The 23,998-nt window shown below is 64.6% G+C and carries 22 protein-coding genes and 1 tRNA gene; 9 read left to right on the forward strand and 14 right to left on the reverse strand.

Annotated elements, in window-relative coordinates; genetic code table 11:
* Nucleotides 1-12: 12 nt before the first annotated feature.
* The gene (locus ABFO07_RS14735) at nucleotides 13-525 is read right to left on the reverse strand and encodes a GNAT family N-acetyltransferase (protein WP_026044892.1); all 513 of its coding nucleotides are present in this window, start codon (nucleotides 523-525) and stop codon (nucleotides 13-15) included.
* A 59-nt stretch (nucleotides 526-584) separates the two neighbouring features.
* Complete coding sequence (locus ABFO07_RS14740) at nucleotides 585-1,031, reverse strand: hypothetical protein (protein ID WP_347467752.1); 447 nt, start codon at nucleotides 1,029-1,031, stop codon at nucleotides 585-587.
* Between the two features lie 194 nt (nucleotides 1,032-1,225).
* On the opposite strand from ABFO07_RS14740, the gene ABFO07_RS14745 reads away from it, so the two are divergent.
* Nucleotides 1,226-2,386: an alkane 1-monooxygenase gene (locus ABFO07_RS14745; RefSeq protein ID WP_347467754.1), complete on the forward strand. Its 1,161-nt coding sequence runs from the start codon at nucleotides 1,226-1,228 to the stop codon at nucleotides 2,384-2,386.
* Between the two features lie 46 nt (nucleotides 2,387-2,432).
* Here ABFO07_RS14745 and ABFO07_RS14750 read toward each other — a convergent pair whose 3' ends face one another.
* The 7 genes from ABFO07_RS14750 to serS form a co-directional block, all read right to left on the reverse strand.
* Nucleotides 2,433-3,974 carry a methyl-accepting chemotaxis protein gene (locus tag ABFO07_RS14750; protein ID WP_059884936.1) on the reverse strand — a complete coding sequence of 514 codons (1,542 nt, stop codon included), beginning with the start codon at nucleotides 3,972-3,974 and terminating at the stop codon, nucleotides 2,433-2,435.
* Nucleotides 3,975-4,346: 372 nt separating this feature from the next.
* Nucleotides 4,347-4,628 carry a PAAR domain-containing protein gene (locus tag ABFO07_RS14755; RefSeq protein WP_081059580.1) on the reverse strand — a complete coding sequence of 94 codons (282 nt, stop codon included), beginning with the start codon at nucleotides 4,626-4,628 and terminating at the stop codon, nucleotides 4,347-4,349.
* A 66-nt stretch (nucleotides 4,629-4,694) separates the two neighbouring features.
* Nucleotides 4,695-5,510, reverse strand: a complete 816-nt coding sequence (locus ABFO07_RS14760; RefSeq protein ID WP_230941816.1) for a lysozyme inhibitor LprI family protein — start codon at nucleotides 5,508-5,510, stop codon at nucleotides 4,695-4,697.
* A gap of 5 nt (nucleotides 5,511-5,515) precedes the next feature.
* Entirely contained in the window at nucleotides 5,516-7,222 is a 1,707-nt protein-coding gene (locus ABFO07_RS14765) for a glycoside hydrolase family protein (RefSeq protein WP_059565464.1), read from the reverse strand.
* 6 nt (nucleotides 7,223-7,228) lie between these two features.
* Nucleotides 7,229-10,015 (reverse strand): type VI secretion system Vgr family protein, encoded by a 2,787-nt coding sequence (locus tag ABFO07_RS14770; RefSeq protein WP_347467757.1) that lies wholly within the window; start codon nucleotides 10,013-10,015, stop codon nucleotides 7,229-7,231.
* A gap of 433 nt (nucleotides 10,016-10,448) precedes the next feature.
* Nucleotides 10,449-10,539 (reverse strand) — tRNA-Ser (locus ABFO07_RS14775).
* Nucleotides 10,540-10,666: 127 nt separating this feature from the next.
* Nucleotides 10,667-11,968 carry a serine--tRNA ligase gene (gene serS / locus ABFO07_RS14780; RefSeq protein ID WP_059565461.1) on the reverse strand — a complete coding sequence of 434 codons (1,302 nt, stop codon included), beginning with the start codon at nucleotides 11,966-11,968 and terminating at the stop codon, nucleotides 10,667-10,669.
* Nucleotides 11,969-12,136: 168 nt separating this feature from the next.
* Between serS and ABFO07_RS14785 the strand changes: the two genes are divergently transcribed.
* Nucleotides 12,137-12,403, forward strand: a complete 267-nt coding sequence (locus tag ABFO07_RS14785) for a DUF2164 domain-containing protein (RefSeq protein WP_059565459.1) — start codon at nucleotides 12,137-12,139, stop codon at nucleotides 12,401-12,403.
* A gap of 26 nt (nucleotides 12,404-12,429) precedes the next feature.
* Here ABFO07_RS14785 and ABFO07_RS14790 read toward each other — a convergent pair whose 3' ends face one another.
* The 3 genes from ABFO07_RS14790 to ABFO07_RS14800 all read right to left on the reverse strand — a co-directional run bounded on the left by ABFO07_RS14790 (nucleotide 12,430) and on the right by ABFO07_RS14800 (nucleotide 16,947).
* Entirely contained in the window at nucleotides 12,430-13,740 is a 1,311-nt protein-coding gene (locus ABFO07_RS14790; RefSeq protein ID WP_059565457.1) for a replication-associated recombination protein A, read from the reverse strand.
* Between the two features lie 161 nt (nucleotides 13,741-13,901).
* The gene (gene lolA / locus ABFO07_RS14795) at nucleotides 13,902-14,591 is read right to left on the reverse strand and encodes an outer membrane lipoprotein chaperone LolA (protein ID WP_059565511.1); all 690 of its coding nucleotides are present in this window, start codon (nucleotides 14,589-14,591) and stop codon (nucleotides 13,902-13,904) included.
* A 46-nt stretch (nucleotides 14,592-14,637) separates the two neighbouring features.
* A complete protein-coding gene (locus tag ABFO07_RS14800) occupies nucleotides 14,638-16,947 on the reverse strand; it encodes a DNA translocase FtsK (protein ID WP_059909856.1) in 2,310 nt (769 codons plus the stop codon).
* A 377-nt stretch (nucleotides 16,948-17,324) separates the two neighbouring features.
* Between ABFO07_RS14800 and trxB the strand changes: the two genes are divergently transcribed.
* From trxB to ABFO07_RS14835, 7 genes are all read left to right on the forward strand, one after another.
* Nucleotides 17,325-18,287, forward strand: coding sequence for a thioredoxin-disulfide reductase (gene trxB, locus ABFO07_RS14805; protein ID WP_059565453.1), 963 nt, complete (start codon nucleotides 17,325-17,327; stop codon nucleotides 18,285-18,287).
* Between the two features lie 130 nt (nucleotides 18,288-18,417).
* Nucleotides 18,418-19,194: a Smr/MutS family protein gene (locus ABFO07_RS14810; RefSeq protein ID WP_059802308.1), complete on the forward strand. Its 777-nt coding sequence runs from the start codon at nucleotides 18,418-18,420 to the stop codon at nucleotides 19,192-19,194.
* Nucleotides 19,181-19,804, forward strand: a complete 624-nt coding sequence (locus ABFO07_RS14815; protein WP_059565449.1) for a trimeric intracellular cation channel family protein — start codon at nucleotides 19,181-19,183, stop codon at nucleotides 19,802-19,804. Before ABFO07_RS14810 ends, ABFO07_RS14815 begins: the two co-directional genes overlap by 14 nt.
* A 513-nt stretch (nucleotides 19,805-20,317) precedes the next feature.
* A complete protein-coding gene (locus ABFO07_RS14820) occupies nucleotides 20,318-20,548 on the forward strand; it encodes a hypothetical protein (protein WP_059982502.1) in 231 nt (76 codons plus the stop codon).
* 2 nt (nucleotides 20,549-20,550) lie between these two features.
* On the forward strand, nucleotides 20,551-21,024 hold the full coding sequence (locus tag ABFO07_RS14825; protein WP_347467761.1) for a hypothetical protein: 474 nt from the start codon (nucleotides 20,551-20,553) through the stop codon (nucleotides 21,022-21,024).
* An 81-nt stretch (nucleotides 21,025-21,105) separates the two neighbouring features.
* Nucleotides 21,106-21,375, forward strand: coding sequence for a hypothetical protein (locus ABFO07_RS14830; RefSeq protein WP_347467762.1), 270 nt, complete (start codon nucleotides 21,106-21,108; stop codon nucleotides 21,373-21,375).
* A 14-nt stretch (nucleotides 21,376-21,389) separates the two neighbouring features.
* Nucleotides 21,390-21,590, forward strand: a complete 201-nt coding sequence (locus tag ABFO07_RS14835) for a hypothetical protein (RefSeq protein WP_347467764.1) — start codon at nucleotides 21,390-21,392, stop codon at nucleotides 21,588-21,590.
* A gap of 66 nt (nucleotides 21,591-21,656) precedes the next feature.
* Here ABFO07_RS14835 and hutC read toward each other — a convergent pair whose 3' ends face one another.
* Both hutC and ABFO07_RS14845 read right to left on the reverse strand, forming a co-directional pair.
* Complete coding sequence (gene hutC / locus ABFO07_RS14840; RefSeq protein ID WP_059565441.1) at nucleotides 21,657-22,409, reverse strand: histidine utilization repressor; 753 nt, start codon at nucleotides 22,407-22,409, stop codon at nucleotides 21,657-21,659.
* A 94-nt stretch (nucleotides 22,410-22,503) separates the two neighbouring features.
* The gene (locus tag ABFO07_RS14845) at nucleotides 22,504-23,997 is read right to left on the reverse strand and encodes an aromatic amino acid ammonia-lyase (RefSeq protein WP_322245461.1); all 1,494 of its coding nucleotides are present in this window, start codon (nucleotides 23,995-23,997) and stop codon (nucleotides 22,504-22,506) included.
* Between the last annotated feature and the right edge of the window lies 1 nt (nucleotide 23,998).

The following is a 23,998-nucleotide window of genomic DNA, read 5'->3' on the forward strand; positions in this document are numbered from 1 at the left end:
ACGGCCCGCCGGTCAGTGTTTCGCCTGCGACACGAACAGCGTCTTCATCGCGCCGGGCATCCGCGCGATCGGCGCATGTTCGCCGGTGTTGCCGAAGCCCGCGCGCTCGTAGAACCGGATCGCGTTGCGGTTCGCGTCCGCGATCCATGCGAAGACTTCCTGCGCGCCGCGTTCGGCGAGCCAGGCGGTCGCCGTTTCGACGAGCAGCACGCCGCCGCGCAGATGGCGCACCGCATGCGCGACCCACAGCTCGCTGACGAATGCGCGACGTTCGGGCGTATTGTCGAAATACGCGCCGATCATGCCGGCCGGATGACCTTCGGTGTACAGCAGGAACGTGGTCGATTGATCGGATGTCGCGCGCTGCGCGGCAATGGCCGCCGCCGCGTCGGAATCAACGTTCAGCAATTCGGCCTCCGGCGCCTCGCCCGGTGCGTAGGGCTCACGCAGCGACGCGGCGCGGAGTTCGCGATACACGATGCCCTGGTCGGCAGCGATACGACGAACGGTCAAGGTCGAACTCATGCAGGCACAGCCCCCTTCGGACAGCAAGCTATTAGCTTCAACCGAAAGCGGGGCATGAGTCAAATCGTTATTTTCAAACGCCGGCGCGAATCGAAAGGCAACAGGCGTTGCGGGCGCCAGCGAAGGCCGTCGAACGTGCGCGGCTGTGCAGGTGCAGCATAGCCGGCCCGGGCTCGGTTGCGCTCGGCGAACGACGACGACCCGCTCCGGCGCAGCCGGCGCGCCGCCTTGATGAGCGGGACAGTGCGCGCGCGGATCGGGTCGCGCCGGGCCGACGTTTCCGTATCGTCCCGGTGCCTCACCTGCCGAAAATCAAACGAACGCCCGCTCGCCTCGCGCTTTTTTATTGCGTCGCAACATATGTTGTCCGGCATGGCGCTTCGTGCCTGCATCGCCGGCCATTCCGGTTTCGTCAGACAATCGACAACCGGCGCGAGGTCGCCCGCCGCGTTTGCGGTCGTTTCAATCGGGGCGCGGCCGCCCTTCCCCGCATGCGCGGCCGGCAACCACCCGTTTGGAGTTTCCCGCCTAGCGCCGGGGTTTGGAAAAGTGGGCACGCCGGTCGTATAACTGGCAAAACCGGGCCGCGACCCGGCGCCGCGCGCAAGCGTTCGCCGCGGACCAATGACGGATTCAAACAGCTCGGCATGGGGCCGGACCAGGCGCTAAAGTGCCAAGTCCGGCCGACAGGAGGGAGACAATGGCAATGACCGACGGATCAGCCGCGAGCTGGTCGGATGGCAAGCGTTACCTCTGGCTGCTCGGCGTGCTGACGATCACGCTGCCGATCCTCTCGGCCCAGCTCGCGCTGTCGACAGGCCTGCACGTGTTCTGGTGGTTCGGCCCGCTGTTCGCGTTCGGCGTGATCCCGATCCTCGACACGCTGATCGGCGACGATCGCGACAACCCGCCCGAAGACGTCGTGCCCCGCCTGGAGCGCGACCGCTATTACCGCGTCATCGTCTACCTCGCGACGCTCGTCGAGTACGTCGCGTTCTTCCTGTGTACGTGGATCGTCGCCACGCACGCGCTCGCGTGGTACGACTACGTCGGCTTCGCGCTGTCGCTCGGCGCGGCGACGGGCATCTCGATCAACACCGCGCACGAACTCGGTCACAAGACTAGCCGCTTCGAACGCTGGCTCGCGAAGATCACGCTCGCGCCGGTCGCCTACGGGCATTTCTTCGTCGAGCACAATCGCGGCCACCATGTCCGGGTCGCGACCGCCGAGGATCCGGCCAGCGCACGCTACGGCGAATCGTTCTGGGCGTTCCTGCCGCGCACCGTGATCGGCAGCATCCGCTCCGCCTGGAACCTGGATGCGGCGCGCCTCGCGCGGCTCGGGAAGTCGCCGTGGACGTGGCGCAACGAAGTGCTGCACGCGTGGGCGATGACCGCCGTCGTGTGGGGCATCGCGATCGCGCTGTTCGGCAAGGCGGTGATCCCGTTCCTGCTGATCCAGGCCGCATACGGCGCATCGCTGCTCGAGGTGGTGAACTACGTCGAGCACTACGGGCTCGGGCGCAGGAAGCTGCCGAGCGGCCGCTACGAGCGCTGCACGCCGCAGCACTCGTGGAACAGCAATCACGTCGTGACGAACCTGTTCCTGTACCAGCTGCAGCGGCACGCGGACCATCACGCGAACCCGACGCGCTCGTACCAGGCGCTGCGCCACTTCGACCATGCGCCGCAACTGCCGGCCGGCTACGCGACGATGATCCTGCTCGCGTACGTGCCGCCGCTCTGGTATCGCGTGATGAACCCGCGCGTCGTCGCGCACTATGGCGGCGACATGGCGCAGTCGAACATCAAGCCGTCGATCCGGGACAAGGTGCTCGCGCAGTACGCGGCGACGGCCTGAGCCTTCGCGGCGCGGCGCCGTTCCCGACTCGGCTCCGGCCGCGCGTTCAGGCGGCCGCCGTCTGCGGCAGCTTGAACACCGCCACCGCGTGCTGCAGCGCACGCGCCTGCTCGGCAAGCGCCTGCGTCGCCGCCGACGCCTGCTCGACGAGCGCCGCGTTGCGCTGCGTCGCTTCATCCATCTGCGTGACCGCGATGTTGACCTGGTCGATGCCGCCGCTCTGCTCCTGCGATGCCGCCGAAATCTCGCCGACGATCGACGTGACCCGCTGCACCGCCCCGACGATCTCGTGAATCGATTCGCCCGCGCGGCCGATCAGCGCGGCGCCCGCGTCGACGCGCCGGGTCGACTGCTCGATCAGCACCTTGATTTCCTTCGCCGCGGCGGCGCTGCGCTGCGCGAGCGTGCGCACCTCGGACGCAACCACCGCGAAGCCGCGGCCCTGCTCGCCCGCGCGCGCGGCCTCGACTGCCGCGTTCAGCGCGAGGATGTTGGTCTGGAAGGCGATCCCGTCGATCACGGCGATGATCTCGCCGACCTTCGCCGAACTGTCGGCGATACCGTTCATCGTCTCGACTGCCTGCGTCATCACGCTGCCGCCGTTCGACGCGATGCCGGACGCGTCGTGCGCAAGCTGCGCCGCGTGCTGCGCGTTTTCCGCCGATTGGCGGACGACGCCCGTCAACTGCTCCATGCTCGCCGCGGTTTCCTCGAGCGACGCGGCCTGCGATTCGGTGCGTGCGGACAGGTCGTGGTTGCCCGACGCGATCTGCGCGCTCGCGGTCGCGACCGCTTCCGCATGCGAGCGCACCTCGAGCACGACGTCCGACAGGCCCGCCTGCATCGTCTGCAACGCGCGCAGCAGGTCGGCGATCTCGTCGCGGCCGGAGACCGAGAAGGCTTGCGTCAGGTCGCCGTCGGCGACAGCCTTCGCGCAAGCGACTGCTGCATCGAGCGGCCGCAGGATCGCACGGCTGAACAGGAACGCGCCGATCATCGCGACCACCAGCACGACCAGCATCAGCACAATGCTCGCGATCGTCGCATGCTGCGCGTCGCGCCCCGCGCGCTCGGACACCGCCGCGCTCTCGTCGGCGATCGTCTTCGCGGCCCGTTCGAGCAGCGCGGCCGGCTCGCGATCGACGCCCGCGACCGCCGCGTCGCCGGCCGCCGCCTCGAAGCCGGCCGCCTTGAAGGCGTCGAAGCCGCGCCGGTAGCCGTCGCCCATCGCTGCGTGCGCACGCGCGAACTGCTCGATGAGCGTGCGGCTCTCGCCGGCCGGCAACTGCTTGTCGAGCTGCGCGGCGAGCGTGGCGACCGCGCGCTCGCGCGTCTGGAACGCGCTCCAGTACTTGTCGAGCTTGTCGGGCTGCTTGCCGCGCAGCAGCGTGTCCTTCCATTCCTGGACCTGCAGCTTGAACTGCATGAGCGTCGCCGAGACGAGCCGCTCGTTGGCGACGTTCGTCTGCACGTCGTTCGTGAACGTGTCGATCGAGCGGTTGAGGATGTGAATGCCGTACAGCGCGCCGGAGAACATCAGCAACAGCGCGGCGGCAAACGCGAGGGGAATCTTGTAGCTCAGCTTCATGGGACCTTGGATCGACAGAGGGATGACGGCGTCGCGGCGCGGACGCCTGTTTGTCGAAACCTGTTAACGGCGGGGAGGCTGGCGGCTTAAAGTAGACGAAAGCGATTGGCTGGAGAGGTGGGCACAACTTTGCGTGTGAAGAGGACGCCCGGCTTGAGGGCGACTGGCTGTCGCGTCCACTGAATAGTTAACGGCTGCGAACAAATGGCGTTCGCCGCAAGCCGGCGCGTACCGGACCACACTGAGGTGATGCGCCGGTCATCGCCGATTCCGGGCCCCAAAAAACGAAACGCCCCTTGGTCCTGACGGATCAAGGGGCTGTGCCCAGGGTCGACGAAACGATCGGCGACGGTCGATGGATGCGCTACATGACTAATCGCCGACTTGTGCAGCCGTACTTCCAATCAACGTACAGCCACACTCGGTACGGTGGCCATGCAACGCGACACGCTCTCCCCCAATCGTGAATGTCGGATGGGACTCGATAATTTTGTTCACGCCGTGCGGACGCCCATCAGGATACTTTTCCGGGCAATCCACCAGATCGTGCAGCCGGGCGATCCTTTTACCATCGATCGTATGGCCTTCCGAGCCTGTAATGACTCGCCCGCCGTGCGAGGTCATGTCACCGACCACGATAACCTGCAATGCCATCTCGACACCTCCTTTTTCGTCACGCGTCAGCCCTGCGATCGCTTGCGACTTGATGCGCGCCGTCGCTCAATCGCCATCCTGCTCGGGCTCTTTTTCCGGATACGACGGATAGGTACTGGATATCCGGCCCTTGATGTATTGAACTCGCGCACGGTAGGCATCGGTAAGACACTCGCTATTCACACACTTGTTCCTGACGTTTCTGATCCAATTGATCTGATCTTTTCTGACCGGGTCCTGATAAGAAATTTCCTTCGACTGAACCAGCTGCATCGCAACAAATCCACGGTTCACCGTTTCATCAAGCTTCACGAGATCAGGATTGGCGCAAATAAGTCGCTCGACACTCGTCTGGGCCTTGGCACAATCGAAACTCTTTTCGGCGTTCATGGGAGGATGCGTTTCGCGTTGGAACGCATACATCCACGATCCGCTCGCCAGAACGAGAGCGTCTGACGACTTGTAAATCATTGCGAATCGCAAACCCGAGCAAAGCGGCACATTCGCATCTCCAAGAAGATAAATTTCACTCATGTTCTTGTAGCCCATATGAAATTTATCGCTCAGAAACTTCCCAAACGTATCAAGCGATCCGAAGGCGTGCGCAATGACCGGATCAAAATAAAAATTCAATCGCTTTTGAATCTTGACCGTGCACTCGTGCCCGACATACCGAAAAGTCACGCCATCATCGCTCGGAATCAGTGCACCCGAACTAACCGGATTCACAGGAAACGGAAGAGCATGATCATCCTTCGTTCTTTCGAATTGAGCGGCTCCGGTCATCAAGTATCGGTCTTGCGCGAAAGCGAAACCCGACAACGAAAACACCAGACTCAGAAATACTGCAACTTTCTTAAATTCTTTCATAATCTTGACCACGCGGCTCAGTGCTTTGAATTATAAACACCCTGGCAAAACATATCGTACTCTCGCTTCCGGCGCGTCGCGTTTTCGATATCCAGGAACTCCTTGGGAGCCTCCGTATAGTCGCATTTATTCAATTTTGCGCGAAGATTAGGTGTCTTCGACAAGCTACCAAGATTGAATGCGAGCGACACGAGGGCATCGTACTCGTACTGGTAGAGCGGAACAGTGATCGCGTTCCGAACACGTCCTTCTATGACCGCCACATCATCATCGAACAGTTTTTTCGCATCGGCCACCGGGATCTTGCTCGACATGGCGACATAACCACTTGCCGCACAGCTGGCTTCCCGAATCAAGTGCCCCCACCCAACCGTGCAATAGCCCTTGCTATCGTCGTAGTAGTAAGTATTTTCTTTGGCCTTGTCAAAATGGACACCTTCCCATTCTTTTATGAAGTCCTTGCCGCGTTCCGAGAGCTTGAGTTGCGCAATTGGAATCCGATTCCCGACCGGCGGCAGCGACGGTGCATCGAGAAATATCGCCCGATACCCCTCCTGCAATATATCCACCGAATCCATCAGATCTTCGCGACGCTGGAACATATTCTTCAAGACCTTTCCATTCAACTTCGAATTCGGATCAAACCCCAGCGCGCCTGAATAGGTCTCGAAGTGAAGCATCGACACGTTCTTGCCGTGTACGATAGTCAGCGGAGTTCCGTCATCGTGCAGCAAAACCCCGCTCTTGGCGATCAGTTGCCCTTGGCTAACCGATTCGCCAACTTTCACCTTGATCGACGATGGATCAACCTCTCCATACAACGCAATGAACTCACGTCCGTCGGTAGTTTTATGGTGAATGCTGATCTGCCACGTCTGACAATAAAAGGGTTCCCGTTTCATCACGACACCTGGCGCGATCGCAACGATCGGCGTATATGCCTCGACATACAAGTCCCGCGCGGCATGCTTTCGACGGCCGCGATCGCGGAGTGTGCCGAAACGTGCCAGAGTGATCCCACCGGCGCCCAAAGGCTTGACCCACGAACAGTCACCATATTTCCCTCCCTCGTCATTCAATGGACGAGTCTGGATCGGGAAAATAATCGGCGCGCCGCCCTTGCGCGGCGTAGTCGTCGGCGCTCCCCGATCGTTGTTGTCGTGATCGTTCTTCGGCGGCGCCCCCTTCGGATCCGGCTTCTTCGGTGCGGGCGCATCCGATTTTCTCGAATCGACAGGCGGCACCTTTAGTACCTGCCCAACCACGATCAGGTCGGATTTCAGACAATTGACATGCTTGAGGAGATCGACGCTCGTGTGATATTTCCTGGCGATCACGGTCAGGTTGTCATGCGCTTTGACCTTGTAGGTACCTCGCCAGTAGTCACCGCCGGCTCCGTCATCGGTCTTCGTCGGCAGGTCATGCAGCGTCTTCGGACTCGTCAGGTGGAATTTGATTTGCGACAGTGCGGCTTCAAGCCGTGCGACTTCTTTCATGCTGTCGCTGGTCCATCGCTTCACATGGACGGAAAGGGCTTCCCCCATGCGCACGGAAAACTCGACTGCGCCCTGTGCGTTCGTCGATGCGGTGTGATAGACATGGTCGAGCCGCTCTTCCATACCCTTTATCTCGACCTTCAGATTCTGGATAGGCTGGCCAAAGTGGTCCTTGAAATAGACAGTGACCGCGGAGAGAGCGTCGTTGGTATTGTTGGATGTAGCCATAGTCGGTCAAGCACTCTGATTGACGTAATGATACGGATCGTCTGGCAGCTCATCGCCGGAAACGTCGTACTGGTTGGCGTTATCGCCAGCCTCGGTTTCCACCAGCCACGCCCCCTGCGTGCCAACCAGAACCTGAATCGTTTCCGGTTGATCGGTCGAAAGGCGCGACGTCCTGCCCTCCTGATCGAGCGTGCCTTGGGCAAGCACCTCGCCGCTGACACGCCGAGCCGTATATTCGACCTCTTCAAACGACCTGCGCCAGTAAATGTCGTAGACATCGAGACGATTGCTGAACGCCTTGGGCATGTCCATGCCCGGGATCGAAACCGGCAACGACTTCGGGCCGGGCATTGCATGGCTCGCCGCGTGGGCGACCCACTTCGCCGGGGTGCCATGCTCGATGCCGGCCCCGTTGATCCGGATATAACTGCCCCTGGCCTGCAGCAGGATTTCTTCCGCCGCCGTGATCTCGATGCGCTTTTTCGCGCTGATCAGTTTCAGCACCTGGTCGGCAATGAGCTCCATGTCGTCGGACTGTGCCTGAATCTCCACCTTGCCTTTGGCGGAAAACAGCTTCATCCCCGCGCTTTTCACGAACAGGCTGATCTTTTCGGTCACGCTCGCCACCAGCGACTTGCCGACCGCCAGATGCGTACTCTCGCCGCTCACGACGTTCACGTGCTGATCGGCGGCGATCTGTGTCGACTGCCGCGTCGACATCGCGATACCGGCCGGGCTTGCCATCAGCATGATCGGCGTCTTGAAGCCGTTCGCACTCCCCGCTCCGCCTCCAGCCGTGCGGCCGCCCGATGCGGTGCCGGCCACGCTGGACTGCGTGGCATCGTTGAATGCACGCAGCGATTCATACCCGGGATCGAGCCCCTCCGCCTGGTGGGCAGCGCTCGCTCCCGAGAGCGACTTGACGACGTTCTCCGCGTTGGTCAGTTGTGCCGCTGCCTGCCGCACGTCCATCGGCTGATTGACCGACGCCGAATAGCTGGATACGTAGATGCCTTGCCCCGCACGAATAGCACCATAAGCATCCGACTTCAGGTCGAAGCCGCTGCCAAGATAGGCACCCCGCGTGTTGCCGCTCTGATCGATCAAATAGCCGAGGTGAAGCAGACTGTTGGCGCTGCTGCTGAACAGCCGCACGCGGTTTTGCGCGGTCGCATCATCGAGCACCATCTCGTTGTAGCCGGCGCCCGAGAATTCCTTCGACCGATAGCCCGACATGATGCCGTTCGAGTGCCATTGCGGCTTGACGGCACCGTTATAGACGCGATGCAGGACCATCGGACGATCGCAGTCACCGCCGAGATATCCGACGATCACCTCTTCTCCGACGCGCGGAACATGGACACCGCCGTATCCGCCGCCAGTATCCGATTGTGCAACGCGCACCCAGCACGATGCGAGCTCGTTCCCGGGATTAACGCGATCCCAGACGAACATGACCTTGACCCGGTTCAGTTCGTCGGTATAAACCTCTTCCCCGCTCGGACCCACGACGATCGCGGTCTCCAGCTGCATCACGGGTTTCTTGTGTTCGAACGGGCTGCGATACGGCACCGTCACCCGCTGGGCCTCGACTTCGGCCAGATAAAAACCTGTCGAGCCGTCGTGGTGCGCGACCTGGAACCCCGCGTCCGCCGCCTGACTGGCCTTCGCCTGTGCGATCTGATGGCTCAGGCCATGGGGAAAACTCGATTCACGATCCGACAGCGGCAGGTTGTTCTCGATATACCGCCATACCTTGATCGCGGCAAATTCGCGTTGACCATCGGGATCTCGATCGTGGTCCGGATGATCCGCCAGAACGAAACGTCGCCCGACGTCGATACCGCGAAGGCCGCCCACGCCAAAATATCGCTTCGCGCGCGACTCCCATTCCTCGAGCCGGATTTTCGACAAATGCTCGCCGCGCCCATGGTCCTGATAGGTATACGGGCCCGTGTATTCATACACCTCGGCCTGCTGCGGCAGATTTCCCTGGTCGGCCCGCGTCGGCAACGTCGTGCCTTTGGGATTGAACGGTGCGGACGGAGCCTTGTAGTCGAACGTACGCGTCGTGTGCAGAACGCTCTGCAGCGTTCGCGAGCCGGCCCATTGCACGAATCCGTCCGTCTCGCGGCGCGTGCCGGTGCGCTGGAACCGGGCCGTGCGCGGCGACATCTCGTCGAGTGATTGAATGGTGTCGGTCACAACGAACCGATGGGATTTGCCGTCTCCGTCGTGTTGCCAGAAACCAAACAGGCCCTCGTCCTCCATCAGACGGTGCACGAAATTCCAGTCGGTTTCGCTTTGACGGCAATACGAACGTGACGGCAATGGTTTCGACAGTGCGAACTGGAACTGCCCTCGCGCCTGTGGATGCTGATTGAACACATCCGCGATGATTTCGTCCGCCGCCTTGTCCTGCCAGTAGCGCATGTCGCTGCGAAACTTCAGGAAGTGCAGCCACGATGCAAAAGTCAACTGATAAGTCGTCAGGCTACCGTCCGCGCCGAGTCGGCGGGCAGTATGAATATAACCGTTGATCGGCAGATAGGACTTGTCCGCCTGCTGTATCCACAACGTCATGGGTGCCGCGATCAGCGTCTTGAGTTCGACCGCGCCCGCTGCAGACACCATATCGAGCGTGACCGTGAAATCGCGTCCCAGTTCTGCCGACGTCACCGCACGTCGCGGCACCAACGTGTTCAACGGCAATGACGGTATGTCGGTCTTGAGCAGTCGGTCCTGCTGAATCAGACCGCCACGAATGGCCCGAACCAAATCGATCATGTTCATGCGTTTTTCATCTTGTTTTCATCTCGGGCCTGTAGCGGCCCGTGCTCTCATGGATGGGGACGGCTACCCCATGAATTGCACACGTGCGGCGCGATTCTACAGACGAAGATGAACCAAAGGAATCGATTGTCAACAATCGAAAGCATGACGAAAGGAGCGCGCACAACATCGCCTTTCAACAGTCGAACACACGTGCACCACGGCAGTTCAAGGAAGGTACGTCACCGTCATTTTTGGCCGGTGGCCGTCACGGCCATTCGTGCTCTCGCAACGTCCATTTGCTAGTGATTTTTCGTCCGGATGAGCGGGACCATGATCGACCGGATGCGTATAGCCACGGGGAACATGTTTCGAAGCGGTGAACACGAGACCGTATCGAATCGGCAAAAACGAAAAACCCCTTGATCCTTCCGAATCAAGGGGTTTCGTGTTCTGGCGGAGAGGGTGGGATTCGAACCCACGGTACGGGGAAACCGTACGCCTGATTTCGAGTCAGGTACATTCGACCACTCTGCCACCTCTCCGTTTTTACTGCTCTTCGCGGCTGGTCGTTTCCGCGAAAGACAAGATTATAGAACGGTCTCTTCGAATCTGCCAAGCCCCTTTTTGCATTTTTTTGCGAGGGCCCGGAAGACGCGTCGACGTTCAATCTCACGACGCCTGTGCAGGCGCGTCGATCCGTTCGAGACCGCCCATGTACGGACGCAGCACCTCGGGCACCGTGACCGAGCCGTCCGCGTTCTGGTAGTTCTCGAGCACGGCCACGAGCGTACGGCCCACCGCGAGGCCCGAGCCGTTCAGCGTGTGCACGAGTTCCGGCTTGCCCTGCGCATTGCGGAAGCGCGCCTGCATCCGGCGAGCCTGGAACGCCTCGGTGTTCGAGCAGCTCGAGATCTCGCGATAGGTGTTCTGCGCGGGCAGCCACACTTCGAGGTCGAACGTCTTCGCGGCCGCGAAGCCCATGTCGCCCGTGCACAGCGTGATCACGCGGTACGGCAGGCCGAGCTTCTGCAGGATCGCTTCCGCGTGGCCGACCATCTCGTCGAGCGCCGCGTACGACGCGTCCGGCGCGACGATCTGCACCATCTCGACCTTGTCGAACTGATGCTGGCGGATCATCCCGCGCGTGTCGCGGCCGTACGAGCCCGCTTCCGAGCGGAAGCACGGCGAATGCGCGGTCAGCTTGATCGGCAGCGCGGACGCTTCGACGATCGATTCGCGCACGGTGTTCGTCAGCGAGATTTCGGACGTCGAGATCAGGTATTGCGTGACGGTGTTCTCCGCGCCGCCCTTCTCGACGCGGAACATGTCGTCCGCGAATTTCGGCAGCTGGCCGGTGCCGTACAGGATGTCCGGGTTCACGATGTACGGCGTATACGTCTCGCTGTAGCCGTGCTGCTGCGTATGCGTGTCGAGCATGAACTGCGCGAGCGCGCGGTGCAGGCGCGCGATCGGGCCGCGCAGCATCGTGAAGCGCGCGCCGGCGAGCTTCGCGCCGGTTTCGAAATCGAGGCCGAGCGGCGTGCCGACGTCGACGTGATCCTTCACCTCGAAGTCGAACTGGCGCGGCGTGCCCCAGCGGCGCGCTTCGACGTTGTCGCTCTCGTCCTTGCCGACCGGCACGCTGTCGTGCGGCAGGTTCGGCATCAGCAGCAGCAGGTCGGACAGGCGCGTCTGAATCTCGCCGAGCTTCACCTCCGACGCCTTCATCTCGTCGCCGATGCCGCCGACCTCGGCCATCACCGCCGACGTGTCCTCGCCCTTGCCCTTCATCGCGCCGATCTGCTTCGACAGGCTGTTGCGGCGCGCCTGGAGTTCTTCGGTACGGGTCTGGATCGCGCGGCGTTCCGCTTCGAGCGCGGAGAACGCGGCGACGTCGAGGGTGTAGCCGCGATCGGCGAGGCGCTTGGCGACGCCGTCGAGGTCTTTGCGCAGCAACTGGATGTCGAGCATGGGAGGACAGGAAAATCGTTGTGTAAGACGGGGATTCTAACGCACCGCGCGGCCGCCACGGCGTCGGCCTGACGGATGAGGCCGCAAACGGCGGCGCCGTGGCAGTATCGCATTGCCGTCACGCGCGCCGCGTGCCGGCCGACCGCAACGCAGGAAACCGGAGAACCGATGGCCATCGAACTCGACAAGGACGTGCGCGACCGCGCGATCGCGTCGCTGCAACGCTATTTCACCGAAAACATGGAGGAGCCGATCGGCAACATCCAGGCCGGCGCGCTGCTGCATTTCTTCGTCGAGGAAATTGCGCCGGCGATCTACAACCTCGCAATCGCCGACGCGCAGGAACGCCTGCACGCGCGCATCGCGGAACTCGACATCGAATGCCACGAGGAACCGTTCGGCTACTGGAAGAAACAGCCGGCGCGCAAGCGCTGAGCGAAACCGCGCCGCGCCGCCGGCCGCTAGTCTTTCTTGCCGGCCTCGCGGTCGAGCTCGCGCAGCCACGCGAGCTTGTCGGCGATCTTCGATTCGAGCCCGCGCGGCACCGGCTTGTACCAGCGCGGCTCGCGCATTCCGTCGGGCAGGTACGTCTCGCCGGCCGCGTACGCGTTCGGCTCGTCGTGCGCGTAACGGTACGCGTGGCCGTAGCCGAGCTCCTTCATCAGCTTGGTCGGCGCGTTGCGCAGGTGCACGGGCACCTCGCGCGACTTGTCCTGCTTCACGAACGCCATCGCCTGGTTGAACGCGTTGTAGCCCGCGTTGCTCTTCGCCGCGCACGCGAGATAGATCACGGCCTGCCCGAGCGCCAGCTCGCCCTCGGGCGAACCGAGCCGTTCGTAGGTCTCGGCCGCGTCGTTCGCCATCTGCATCGCGCGCGGATCGGCGAGGCCGATGTCCTCCCACGCCATCCGCACGATCCGCCGCGCGAGGTATTTCGGGTCCGCGCCGCCGTCGATCATCCGGCAGAACCAGTACAGCGCGCCGTCCGGGCTCGAGCCGCGCACCGACTTGTGCAGCGCCGAGATCTGGTCGTAGAAGTTGTCGCCGCCCTTGTCGAAGCGGCGCGCATTCAGCGTCATCGCGCTGCTGACGAACTCGGCGTCGATCGTCGTCACGCCCGCGGACGCCGCCGCCGTCTGCGCCTGCTCGAGCAGGTTCAGGAACCGCCGCGCGTCGCCGTCCGCATAGCCGACCAGCGTATCGACCGCCTTGTCGTCGAACGCGAGGCCGTCGAGCGCGATCTCCTGCGCGCGCTTGAGCAGCTGGCGCATCTCGTCGTCGGTCAGCGACTTCAGCACGTACACCTGCGCGCGCGACAGCAGCGCCGAGTTGACCTCGAAGCTCGGGTTCTCGGTCGTCGCACCGATGAAGGTCACGAGCCCCGATTCGACGAACGGCAGCAGCGCATCCTGCTGGCCCTTGTTGAAGCGGTGGATCTCGTCGACGAACAGGATCGTGTGGCGGCCGGTGCGGTTCAGCGTGTCCTTCGCCTGCTCCATCGCCTCGCGGATGTCCTTCACGCCGCCCAGCACCGCGGACAGCGCGATGAACTCGCAATCGAATGCCAGCGCGGTGAGCCGCGCGAGCGTGGTCTTGCCGACGCCGGGCGGACCCCACAGGATCATCGAATGCGGCTTGCCCGATTCGAACGCGAGCCGCAGCGGCTTGCCTTCACCGAGCAAATGCGTCTGGCCGATCACCTCGGCGAGCGTCTTCGGCCGCAGCGCCTCGGCGAGCGGCCGGCGTGGTTCGACTTGAAACAGGTCGGACATGAACCCAGGCTCCACATCATGCGATGGCGGCCAAACGGGCCGCCGGACCCGCCATTATGACAGCCGCGCGACGGCGCCGCCGGGCCCGGTGCCCGCGCCCGGAAGCGACACGGGCCTGCCATCGCCGGCAGGCCCGTTGCGAAAGCGGCGCGCGGCGCCGGTCAGCCGGTGATCACGTCGGCGCCCTTCGGCACGACGAACTTGAACGTATCGGACTTCAGCGGCGGGTTGGTCTGGATGTTGGTGAACGTCAGCAGCGTGACGTTGCCGAACACGTCATGCAGCTCCATCGCGGCGAGCGTGCCGTTGCGAAAGCCGATGCCGATCCGCTGGAACTGCGTGTCCTGCGCCTTCGGCAGCATCTCGAGCCACTCGATGCCGCCCTTCTCGCCGGCATCGCGCAGCGTGTAGTTCTTGTCGAGGTCGTTGCTGCCGAACAGGATCGCGGCCGGGCTCGCGCCCAGCGCGCCGGCCAGCTTGCGCTCGGTGACCTGGTTCAGGTCGCGGTCGTACACGAACAGCTTCTCGCCGTCGGCCTGCAGCACCTGCTGGTACGGCTTCTGGTACGTCCAGATGAACTTGCCGGGGCGCGAGAACACGAACGTGCCGCTCGAATTGTCGCCGGCCTTCGGCGCCGCCTGCACGGCGCTCGCGCCCTTCGCGGGCGCCTTGACGATCTGCTGCGTGAACTCGCCCTTCGCCGCGTGCACCTGCGACACGAACGCCTTCAGCTGGGCCGTGCCGCCGGCGAACGCGTGCGTCGCCGCGAGCATCAGCGATGCGCCGGCGAGCGCCGCGCCGAGCCAGCGCCGCGTCGAACGAACGGATTGGGCGAACGAATGTTGCTGCATGATGCGGTTTTCTCCCTGGGTGGCCGGCGTCGCGTACGCCGCGGACTCATTCCGCGTCGCGCGCCGGCACAAGAATTTCGCGGTTGCCGCTCGACGACATCGCCGACACGAGCCCCGACTGCTCCATCTGCTCGAGCAGCCGCGCCGCGCGGTTGTAGCCGATCCGCAGATGGCGCTGCACGAGCGAGATCGACGCGCGGCGGTTCTTGATGACGATCTCGACCGCCTGGTCGTACAGCGGATCAGACTCGCCGCCGCCTTCGCCGGTTCCCTCGCCGGCCGAGCCCTCGTCGCCGTCGGCGGTGCCGCCCTCGAGCAGGCCCTCGATGTAGTTCGGTTCGCCCTGCTCCTTGAGCTTCTCGACGACGCGATGCACTTCGTCGTCGGCGACGAACGCGCCGTGCACGCGCACCGGCAGCCCGGTGCCGGGCGCCAGGTACAGCATGTCGCCCATGCCGAGCAGCGATTCGGCGCCCATCTGGTCGAGGATCGTGCGCGAGTCGATCTTCGACGACACCTGGAACGCGATCCGCGTCGGCACGTTGGCCTTGATGAGGCCGGTGATCACGTCGACCGACGGCCGCTGCGTCGCGAGGATCAGGTGGATGCCGGCCGCGCGCGCCTTCTGCGCGATCCGCGCGATCAGCTCCTCGACCTTCTTGCCGACGACCATCATCAGGTCGGCGAGCTCGTCGATCACGACGACGATGTTCGGCAGGCGGCCGAGCGGCTCCGGTTCTTCCGGCGTGAGGCTGAACGGGTTCGGGATCTTCTCTTCGCGCTTCGCCGCGTCGTCGATCTTGTTGTTGTAGCCGGCGAGGTTGCGCACGCCGAGCTTGCTCATCAGCTTGTAGCGGCGCTCCATCTCGGCGACCGTCCAGTTGAGCGCGTGGCCCGCCTGGCGCATGTCGGTGACGACCGGGCACAGCAGGTGCGGAATGCCTTCGTAGACGCTCATTTCGAGCATCTTCGGATCGATCAGGATCAGGCGCACCTGCTCGGCGGTCGCCTTGTACAGCAGCGACAGGATCATCGCGTTGATCCCGACCGACTTGCCCGAACCGGTCGTGCCGGCCACCAGCAGGTGCGGCATCTTCGCGAGATCCGCGCACACCGGCTTGCCGCCGATGTCCTTGCCGAGGCTGAGCGTGAGCGCCGACGACGCGGCCGCATAGACCTCGGAGCCGATGATCTCCGACAGGAACACCGTCTGGCGGCGCTGGTTCGGCAGTTCGAGCGCCATGTAGTTCTTGCCGGGGATCGTCTCGACGACGCGGATCGACACGAGCGACAGCGAGCGCGCGAGATCCTTCGCGAGGTTGACGATCTGGCTGCCCTTCACGCCGGTGGCCGGCTCGATCTCGTAGCGCGTGACGACGGGGCCCGGATACGCGGCGACCACGCTCGCCTCGACGCCGAAGTCCTTCAGCTTCTTCTCGATCAGGCGCGACGTGAATTCGAGCGTATCGGCGGAGATGGCCTCCTGCGCCTTCGGCGCCGAGTCGAGCAGCGACACCGGCGGCAGCGTCGAATCGCCGGGCAGGTCGGTGAACAGCGGCACCTGGCGCTCCTTCTCGACGCGCTCGGATTTCACCGGCGTGACGACCGGCGGCACGATCGTCACCGGCTCGTGATCCTCGATGCGCACGCGCTCTTCCTCGACCTTGCCTTCACGGCGCACGGCCGCGGCCTCGCCGAGCTTGCGGTCGCGCTCGGCCTCGCGGCGCAGCTTCGCGACGTTGACGGCGGACAGGATCGCGCCGCCGACGCGCTCGGACACCGACAGCCACGAGAAGCGGAAATACAGCGACAGGCCGATCGCGAGCGCGATCAGCAGCAGCAGCGTGCCGCCGGTGAAGCCGAACGCGTGCGACATCGCGCCCGCGACGGCCTCGCCGACCACGCCGCCCGGCGCGCGCGGCAGCTGCACCTTCAGCGACCACATGCGCAGCGCCTCGATGCCGTCGCACGCGAGCAGCACGAGCACGAACGCGAGCACCTCGGTCAGCCAGCCGATCGGCCGCTCGGGCTCGTCGTCCAGCGCCTCGTGGCCGGTGATGCGGCGGTAGTTGGCGGCGATGCGCCGGCCGAGCGGCACGATCAGCCAGTAGGCCGACAGGCCGAACAGCAGCAGGATGATGTCGGCCGTCCATGCGCCGACGCGGCCCGCCCAGTTCGTGATGTGATCGACCTGCGCCGCGTGCGTCCAGCTCGGATCGCGCCGGCTGTAGCTCAGCAGGGCCATCACCAGAAACGCGCCGAGCGCGACCTGGAGGATCCAGCGAATCTCCGTGAGGAGCTTCGACATCCGGTGCGGCAACGCCTGTGCCTGAGCGGAATAAGGAGCTTTTGCCATGAATCCGTATAGAAAAGGCGGGCCGCGCACGCCGCGCGCCCGCCGATCGTTCGATCCCGCATATTGTAAGCGCAGCGCCGCCTGCCCAAGTGTAAATGACGGTTACATGGGGGCCGCGCAGGTGGGGCCGCCCAGGTACGGCCGGCGAGGCGGCACCGCCCGGGCCGACTGCGCCCCGCCCCCGCCTGCGCTGCCCCGCGCGCCCGGCGGCGCTCCCGCCGAATGCTATCGCCGCGATTGAAACTCTCGTTCGGCAGCGCACCGGCAGGACCTTTATAATGCGCGTCTGATACCCATCTACGGTGGCATCCCGGTCAACCCCGACCGTCCGGCAGGCTCATCCTGCCCGCCGCGGCCACCCCTTACGGATTTCGCACATGTCCACGCCCAAACACGCCAAAGTCCTGATTCTCGGTTCCGGCCCCGCCGGCTACACGGCCGCCGTCTATGCCGCGCGCGCCAACCTGTCCCCGGTGCTCGTCACCGGCATCGCGCAGGGCGGCCAGCTGATGACCACGACCGACGTCGAAAACTGGCCGGCGGACGCGAAGGGCGTGCAGGGTCCCGACCTGATGCAGCGCTTCCTCGAGCACGCGGAGCGCTTCAACACCGAGATCCTGTTCGATCACATCCACACCGCGAAGCTGCACGAGAAGCCGATCCGCCTGATCGGCGATGCCGGCGAATACACCTGCGACTCGCTGATCATCGCGACCGGCGCGTCCGCGCAGTATCTCGGCCTGCCGTCCGAGGAAGCGTTCATGGGCAAGGGCGTGTCGGCCTGCGCGACCTGCGACGGCTTCTTCTACCGCGGCCAGAACGTCGCGGTGGTCGGCGGCGGCAACACCGCGGTCGAGGAAGCGCTGTACCTGACGGGCATCGCGAGCAAGGTCACGGTGATCCACCGCCGCGACAAGTTCCGCGCGGAGCCGATCCTCGTCGACCGCCTGCTCGAGAAGGAAAAGGAAGGCAAGGTCGAGATCAAGTGGAACCACGTGCTCGACGAAGTGACGGGCGAGGATTCGGGCGTGACGGGCCTGCGCCTGAAGAACGTGCAGACCGGCGCAACGGAAGACATCCAGGTGCAGGGCGTGTTCGTCGCGATCGGCCACAAGCCGAACACGGACATCTTCCAGGGCCAGCTCGAGATGAAGGACGGCTACATCCTGACGAAGAGCGGCCTGCAGGGCAACGCGACGTCGACGAGCGTGCCGGGCGTGTTCGCCGCGGGCGACGTGCAGGACAACGTGTATCGCCAGGCGATCACCAGCGCGGGCACCGGCTGCATGGCCGCGCTCGACGCGCAGCGCTACCTCGAGAGCCTGCACGACCACAAGTAAGCGAATCGCTCGGCGGGCGCTACAATGGCGTCCGCTGCCGCGACGCATGCCTGCCGACAAGCCGCTGCCGACGCAGCGGCTTTTTTGTGCCCGCGCGCCCCGCGCGCCATTTGCCTTGCGTGTGTGAATCATGGCGAAGAATCAACCCCATCCGAGCGATCCCGCGAAGCGGCAGGCCGCCGCCCGCCCCCAGCCCACCGCCCCCGCCGCGCCGCCGGCGCCGGAGCCCGCCGCGCTGCGCGGCCAGGGCCTCGCCGGCCTCGGCGCGCTGCGCACCGCGCTGAAGGGCGAAGCCGAGCGCCGCGAGCGCGAACGCGTCGAAACCGCGAAGGCCACGCGCCAGGCCGAGGCCGACGCGAACCTGTTCCGCAACGAGATCGGCGCGATCCGGCCGCTGAACGCGCCGCCGCGCGCCGCGTCCGGCCGCATGCAGCCCGACCCCGTGCCGAAGCAGACGCAGCGCGACGAGGAAGCGGTGCTGAACGCGACGCTGTCCGACGAGTTCGATCCCGAGACGCTGCTCGACAGCGACGAGTCGCTGTACTACCACCGCCCCGGCATCAGCCGCGACGTGGTGCGCAAGCTGAGAAGCGGCGCGTGGATCGTGCAGGCGCAGCTCGACCTGCACGGGATGCGCCGCGACGAAGCGCGCGACGCGCTCGCCGAGTTCATCCGCGAAGCCGGCAAGAAGGGGCTGCGCTGCCTGCGCGTGATCCACGGCAAGGGCCTCGGCTCGGCCGGCAAGGAACCGGTGCTGAAGGGCAAGGTGCGCGCGTGGCTCGTGCAGAAGGAAGAAGTGATCGCATTCTGCGAGGCGCGCGGCCACGACGGCGGCGCGGGCGCGGTGCTCGTGCTGCTGCAGCCGTTGGCCGCCTCCGGCGAGCGGGGGCCGCGTGCCGCATCCTAGGCTGACGCTCGCGATCGCGGTGCTCGAAGCGATCGCGACGCTGGCCTTCGCGATCTCCGGCTTCATCGAAGCGCGCAAGAACCGGCTCGACTCGGTCGGCACGTTCGTCGTCGCGCTCGCCACCGCGTTCGGCGGCGGCACGCTGCGCGACATCCTGCTCGAGCGCCGGCCGTTCTACTGGGTCGTGCACGACGACTACGTGATCGCGATCTTCGTGCTCGCGCTGTTCGCGCCGTTCGTGCTGCGGATGCTGTCGCGGCTATCGGCCGAACGGCTGCTGCTCGTCGCCGACGCGATCGGGCTCGGCATCTTCAGCATCTCGGGCACGTCGATCGCGCTCGACGCCGAGATGCCGCGCTTCATCGCGGTGATGATGGGCGTGATCACCGGCGTCGTCGGCGGGATCATCCGCGACGTGCTGTGCAACGATATCCCGCTGATCCTGCGCGATTCGCGGCCGTACGCGACCTGCGCGTTCGTCGGCTGCTGGTTCTACCTGCTGCTCGTGTGGCTGGACATGGATTCCGTCTACAGCGTGCTGACGGCGACCGGCTTCATCCTCGTCGCGCGGCTCGCCACGTACAAGTTCGACGTGCGGTTGCCGCACTGAGCTCCGACTCCACTGGAAACACAAGGGGCCGTTTCCACGGCCCCTTGTCGTATGCGGCCTCTCGATCCCAAACCGCTACGATCCGTCGGACACGGTTTTTTACATATCCCTTTCGCGCCCCAGCGGCGCCATGCTACGTTCCGCCCCAATGACGACAAACGAACGGCGAGCGGCATGGGCATCCTTTATGCGGTAGTCGAAGATGATCCGTTGGACAGCGGGGGCCACGTATTCGAGGGAGGCAACTGCGGAACGATCGCTGGCGACGACGGCAGACACCGGAGAATCACGTTCCTCGGACAACGGGCGTGGTGCAGAACCTGCGAAAGCGTCGGAACGATCGAAGCTGCCCCGGGCTCTCCAGACCAAAGGCGAATGCGCAACTTCACTTCCGGAGGAAGGCTTCAAGCCCTGAGTGGAGATTGGGTCCGATGCCATTGTGAACGTCCCCCTCGCATCATCTCCCTGCACGGGCGCAAATGGAAAATAGATGACTCGGGTTGCGGCACCGGAATGCAAACCGTGGCCGCCGCCACGTCGGCCGGCGCGACAACTGCATCGCCCGCCTATGACGACCGCTTCGTCCTTCGAGATGCTGCCGGTAACGCGCTGAGCAATGCCGCTTACGCGTTGCAACGTGATACGGGGGCATTTGAATACGGCAGAACGGATGCATTTGGACAAACGCACGTACTCGCCTCCATGCCGCACGTCGAAAATATCAAGATCTATCTCGCCGAGTAACTATGCCGGAACGCACGCACACTTCACCCGACGGCAGCCGATACAAGCTGATCGACGCGCGAGAAACCACGCCGACGAGCGACACGTCACCGAAGCCTGTCACGGTCAGATTCAAGACCTTCTGGAAGACGATCCGCAAATGGACCGACGCCGACATCGCCGAATATCAACGCGCGATCCCGCGACTGGCAAGGCTGGTCCAGACGGAAACGTACTGGGACCGCAACGGAAACATTCGCGCAAATCAGTTCACGTGCGAGGATTTTGCACTGCGGCTGCTCGTCCAGTTCGCATCGCCGCGAGGACTGCCACTTAATCTGGCAACGGGCGTACGAAGCTATCGGAACGTGGAAATCTACGGCGAAGCCGAGCACCAACGATACGATTCGACGATGTACGGTTTCGCCGACATGGTATCGTTGACTTTCGGCGCGCCTGATACGCAGCGGACAGACTCGAATACCGTACAACTTTAAACTCCGGAATCACTCCTGCCCGGGGACATGCTTGTACAGGCCAATGATCGCGCAGGTACCGGACACCACGTCCAATTGGTCATGAGCGCGTCGTCATCTTCCATCTCGATCATGCAGGGCAATTCGAGCGGCGTCATCGTTCGTCCATTCACCACGATCATGCGGATATTCGGCCGGAATCGCGCTGATCCGCAAAGCTCCAGCTACGCAGGCATGCAAGTCGAAAACGGCCGATTCATCCAAAGTGAGAACGGCTGGGACTACAAAAACGAGACAACTGGCGCGGAAGTCAAAGACTTTCTGAGGCAGTTCCAGCTATATCGCTGGAATTTCGCAGCGTTCAATCGATAAGCCGTGGAGCACACATGCGTGCGTTACTTCTTGTACTCGCGGATAGTGACCTGTTTGGAACACTCGCGGCGCTTTGCCTGCTCGTCGCAGTGGCCGGATTGTTTTCCAAGGTGCGCCGCTCGCGACTTTATTTTCCGATCGTCTTCGCGTGCCTCCTGTTCATGCCCGTGCTGCACGCGATCGGTTCGTATTTCTTGTCGCTGCCAAGTCCATGATCGCAACGCGCCAATCCGTATGCACTGCGGCACGCGGCCAGCACTGAACGGCGTGCGGCCCCCGCGCTAGACGCGGCCCGCAAGATGAAAACGCGACGACGGGTGCCAGAGCTGCACCGACGTCGCGACCTGCTCTCCCACCCACGTCCGGCGCCACAGCATCAGGCACGGCTCGCCGATCTCCATCATCAGGTGCCGCCGCACCTGCTGGTCGGACTTCTGCGCATAGATCCGGAACTCGGCGCGCTGGATCGGCGCGAGCCGCACCATGTAGTGGTTCGGCGTCTCGGCCGTGAAGTCCTGCTCCAAATAGGCGGGAAACACCTTCGGATTGACGTAGCGATCCTCGAACTGGATCGGTTCGCCATCCTCGTAGTGAACGATCCGCGAATGAAATACGGGGCCGGCGGCCAGCGCAAGCGCGTCGATCGCGTGCGCGTCGTCGCTGCGCTCGAGCATCAGCACGCGCGCCGTGTGCCGGTGGCCGCGCTCGGCGATCTCGTCGGCGATGTTGCGGATCTCGAGCACGGTCGATTCATAACGCCGCGGCTCGACGAACGTGCCCGCGCCCTGGATGCGCGTCAGCACACGCTCGGCCGTCAGTTCGCGCAACGCGCGGGACACGGTCATGCGCGCGACGCCGAATTCCTTCACGAGCTCGGCCTCGGTCGGAATCGCGCTGCCGGGCTTCCAGTCGCCCGCGGCGATCCGCTGGACGACGTAGCGCTTGATCTGCTGATACGCCGGCAGTGCGCGCGCCGGCGCGTCTTCGCCGAGCGCGCGCGGGGATGGGCGGGTCACTTGCTCTGAATGGTTCATCTTCGCATCGGTCCATCGGTAAGGTCCCGGGCCGCGAACCAGCGGTCGGCGCATCGCGGATGGCGGCGCCGCACGCGGTCGCGGGCGAATTTCTCTACGATACGGGCGGCGCCGCGTCCGCGAGCAACGCCGCTGCCGCCGCGATGTCGTCGGCGAGCGGCCGGTCGTCGCGATACGGCGGCACGCGCCCGCGCAGACGTCGCCACACCGTATCGGTCAGCGCCGCGCGGCGCGCATCGCCGGGCTGCAGGTCGTACGCCTGCGCCGCCGCGAGCAGCTCGATCGCCAGCACGCGCGTCGCATTCTCGATGATGTCGAGCGCCTTCAACGCAGCCGGCGTCGCATGGCACAGATGATCTTCCTGCAGCCCCGACGTGATGCCGCCGTCCAGGCTCGCGGGCGCCGCGAGCCGCTGGTTCTGCGCGACCAGCGCGACCGCCGTGTACTGCGCGATCATGAACCCCGAACATGTGCCGCCCGGCGCGGCGAGAAACGCCGGCAGGCCGCTCACGAGCGGATTGACGAGGCGGTCGAGTCGGCGTTCGGCGATCGCCGCGACCTGCGCCATCGCGGCCGCGAGGCTGTCCATCGCGAGCGCGATGCCCGCGCCCACCGCATGGGCCTGCGAATGCACGCGCGGCGCATCGCGCGTGCCCGCGACGATCGGGTTGTCGGTGACCGACGCGAGCTCGCGGTCGACCACGTCCGACGTCGCATCGAACACGTCGCGCGCCGCGCCGTGCACGTGCGGAATCGTGCGCAGGCTGAGCGGATCCTGCGTGTGCCGTCCGGCCATCGCGGCCAGCATCCCGCTGTCGGCGAGCGCGCCGCGCATCCTCGCGCCGACCCGCTCGATCCCGCGCGACACGCGCAGCGCGAGCGAACCCGCGTCGAACGCGGCGAGCTGGCCGCCGAGGTTTTCGAAGCTCATCGCGGCGATGCAGTCGGCCCAGTCGAGCAGATGCTCGGCCCGGGCGAGCGCGAGCGCCGCCAGCCCCGTCACGCAAGGCGTGCCGTTGACGAGGCTGAGCCCCTCCTTCGCGCCGAGCACGAGCGGCGCAAGCCCGACGCGCCGCAGCGCGTCACGCCCCGGCAGGCGCTCGCCGCGATAGCGCGCATGGCCTTCCCCGATGCAGACGAGCGCAACGTGCGCCATGTGGGTCAGATAGCCGACCGAGCCGTGCGCGGGCACTTCGGGCAGGCAATCCGCGTCGAGCAGCGCGACGAGCTGCCTGACCACCTCGACGCGCACGCCCGAATGCCCGTGCGCATAGTTGTTGACGGCCGCCGCGATGATCGCGCGCGTCTGCGCCGCGTCGAGCGGCGCGCCGACGCCGACCGCGTGGCTCATCAGGATGTTGCGCGACAGCGCGCTTTGCTCGCCGGGCGACACGATCACATCGCACAGTGCGCCGACGCCCGTGTTCACGCCGTATGCACGAATGCCGCGCGCGACGATTTCCTCGACGAGCCCGCGCGCGGCATCGATGCGCGCGAGCGTGTCGTCGGCGAGCGCGAGCGGCGCGCCGCCCGCGATTGCCGCAATCTGCCGCCAGTCGAGCGGGCGGCCGGAACGAATGACGGTCATC

This window comes from Burkholderia stagnalis (assembly GCF_039848545.1).
GTDB lineage: Bacteria > Pseudomonadota > Gammaproteobacteria > Burkholderiales > Burkholderiaceae > Burkholderia > Burkholderia stagnalis.

What these genes read in the sequence shown, in the direction of transcription:
- ABFO07_RS14735 (WP_026044892.1), bottom strand. Translation starts at nt 525, where the DNA reads ATGAGTTCGACCTTGACCGTTCGTCGTATCGCTGCCGACCAGGGCATC.
- ABFO07_RS14745 (WP_347467754.1), top strand. Translation starts at nt 1,226, where the DNA reads ATGGCAATGACCGACGGATCAGCCGCGAGCTGGTCGGATGGCAAGCGT.
- ABFO07_RS14750 (WP_059884936.1), bottom strand. Translation starts at nt 3,974, where the DNA reads ATGAAGCTGAGCTACAAGATTCCCCTCGCGTTTGCCGCCGCGCTGTTG.
- ABFO07_RS14755 (WP_081059580.1), bottom strand. Translation starts at nt 4,628, where the DNA reads ATGGCATTGCAGGTTATCGTGGTCGGTGACATGACCTCGCACGGCGGG.
- ABFO07_RS14765 (WP_059565464.1), bottom strand. Translation starts at nt 7,222, where the DNA reads ATGGCTACATCCAACAATACCAACGACGCTCTCTCCGCGGTCACTGTC.
- ABFO07_RS14770 (WP_347467757.1), bottom strand. Translation starts at nt 10,015, where the DNA reads ATGAACATGATCGATTTGGTTCGGGCCATTCGTGGCGGTCTGATTCAG.
- serS (WP_059565461.1), bottom strand. Translation starts at nt 11,968, where the DNA reads ATGCTCGACATCCAGTTGCTGCGCAAAGACCTCGACGGCGTCGCCAAG.
- ABFO07_RS14785 (WP_059565459.1), top strand. Translation starts at nt 12,137, where the DNA reads ATGGCCATCGAACTCGACAAGGACGTGCGCGACCGCGCGATCGCGTCG.
- ABFO07_RS14790 (WP_059565457.1), bottom strand. Translation starts at nt 13,740, where the DNA reads ATGTCCGACCTGTTTCAAGTCGAACCACGCCGGCCGCTCGCCGAGGCG.
- lolA (WP_059565511.1), bottom strand. Translation starts at nt 14,591, where the DNA reads ATGCAGCAACATTCGTTCGCCCAATCCGTTCGTTCGACGCGGCGCTGG.
- ABFO07_RS14800 (WP_059909856.1), bottom strand. Translation starts at nt 16,947, where the DNA reads ATGGCAAAAGCTCCTTATTCCGCTCAGGCACAGGCGTTGCCGCACCGG.
- trxB (WP_059565453.1), top strand. Translation starts at nt 17,325, where the DNA reads ATGTCCACGCCCAAACACGCCAAAGTCCTGATTCTCGGTTCCGGCCCC.
- ABFO07_RS14810 (WP_059802308.1), top strand. Translation starts at nt 18,418, where the DNA reads ATGGCGAAGAATCAACCCCATCCGAGCGATCCCGCGAAGCGGCAGGCC.
- ABFO07_RS14820 (WP_059982502.1), top strand. Translation starts at nt 20,318, where the DNA reads ATGCAAACCGTGGCCGCCGCCACGTCGGCCGGCGCGACAACTGCATCG.
- ABFO07_RS14825 (WP_347467761.1), top strand. Translation starts at nt 20,551, where the DNA reads ATGCCGGAACGCACGCACACTTCACCCGACGGCAGCCGATACAAGCTG.
- ABFO07_RS14830 (WP_347467762.1), top strand. Translation starts at nt 21,106, where the DNA reads ATGAGCGCGTCGTCATCTTCCATCTCGATCATGCAGGGCAATTCGAGC.
- ABFO07_RS14835 (WP_347467764.1), top strand. Translation starts at nt 21,390, where the DNA reads ATGCGTGCGTTACTTCTTGTACTCGCGGATAGTGACCTGTTTGGAACA.
- hutC (WP_059565441.1), bottom strand. Translation starts at nt 22,409, where the DNA reads ATGAACCATTCAGAGCAAGTGACCCGCCCATCCCCGCGCGCGCTCGGC.
- ABFO07_RS14845 (WP_322245461.1), bottom strand. Translation starts at nt 23,997, where the DNA reads ATGACCGTCATTCGTTCCGGCCGCCCGCTCGACTGGCGGCAGATTGCG.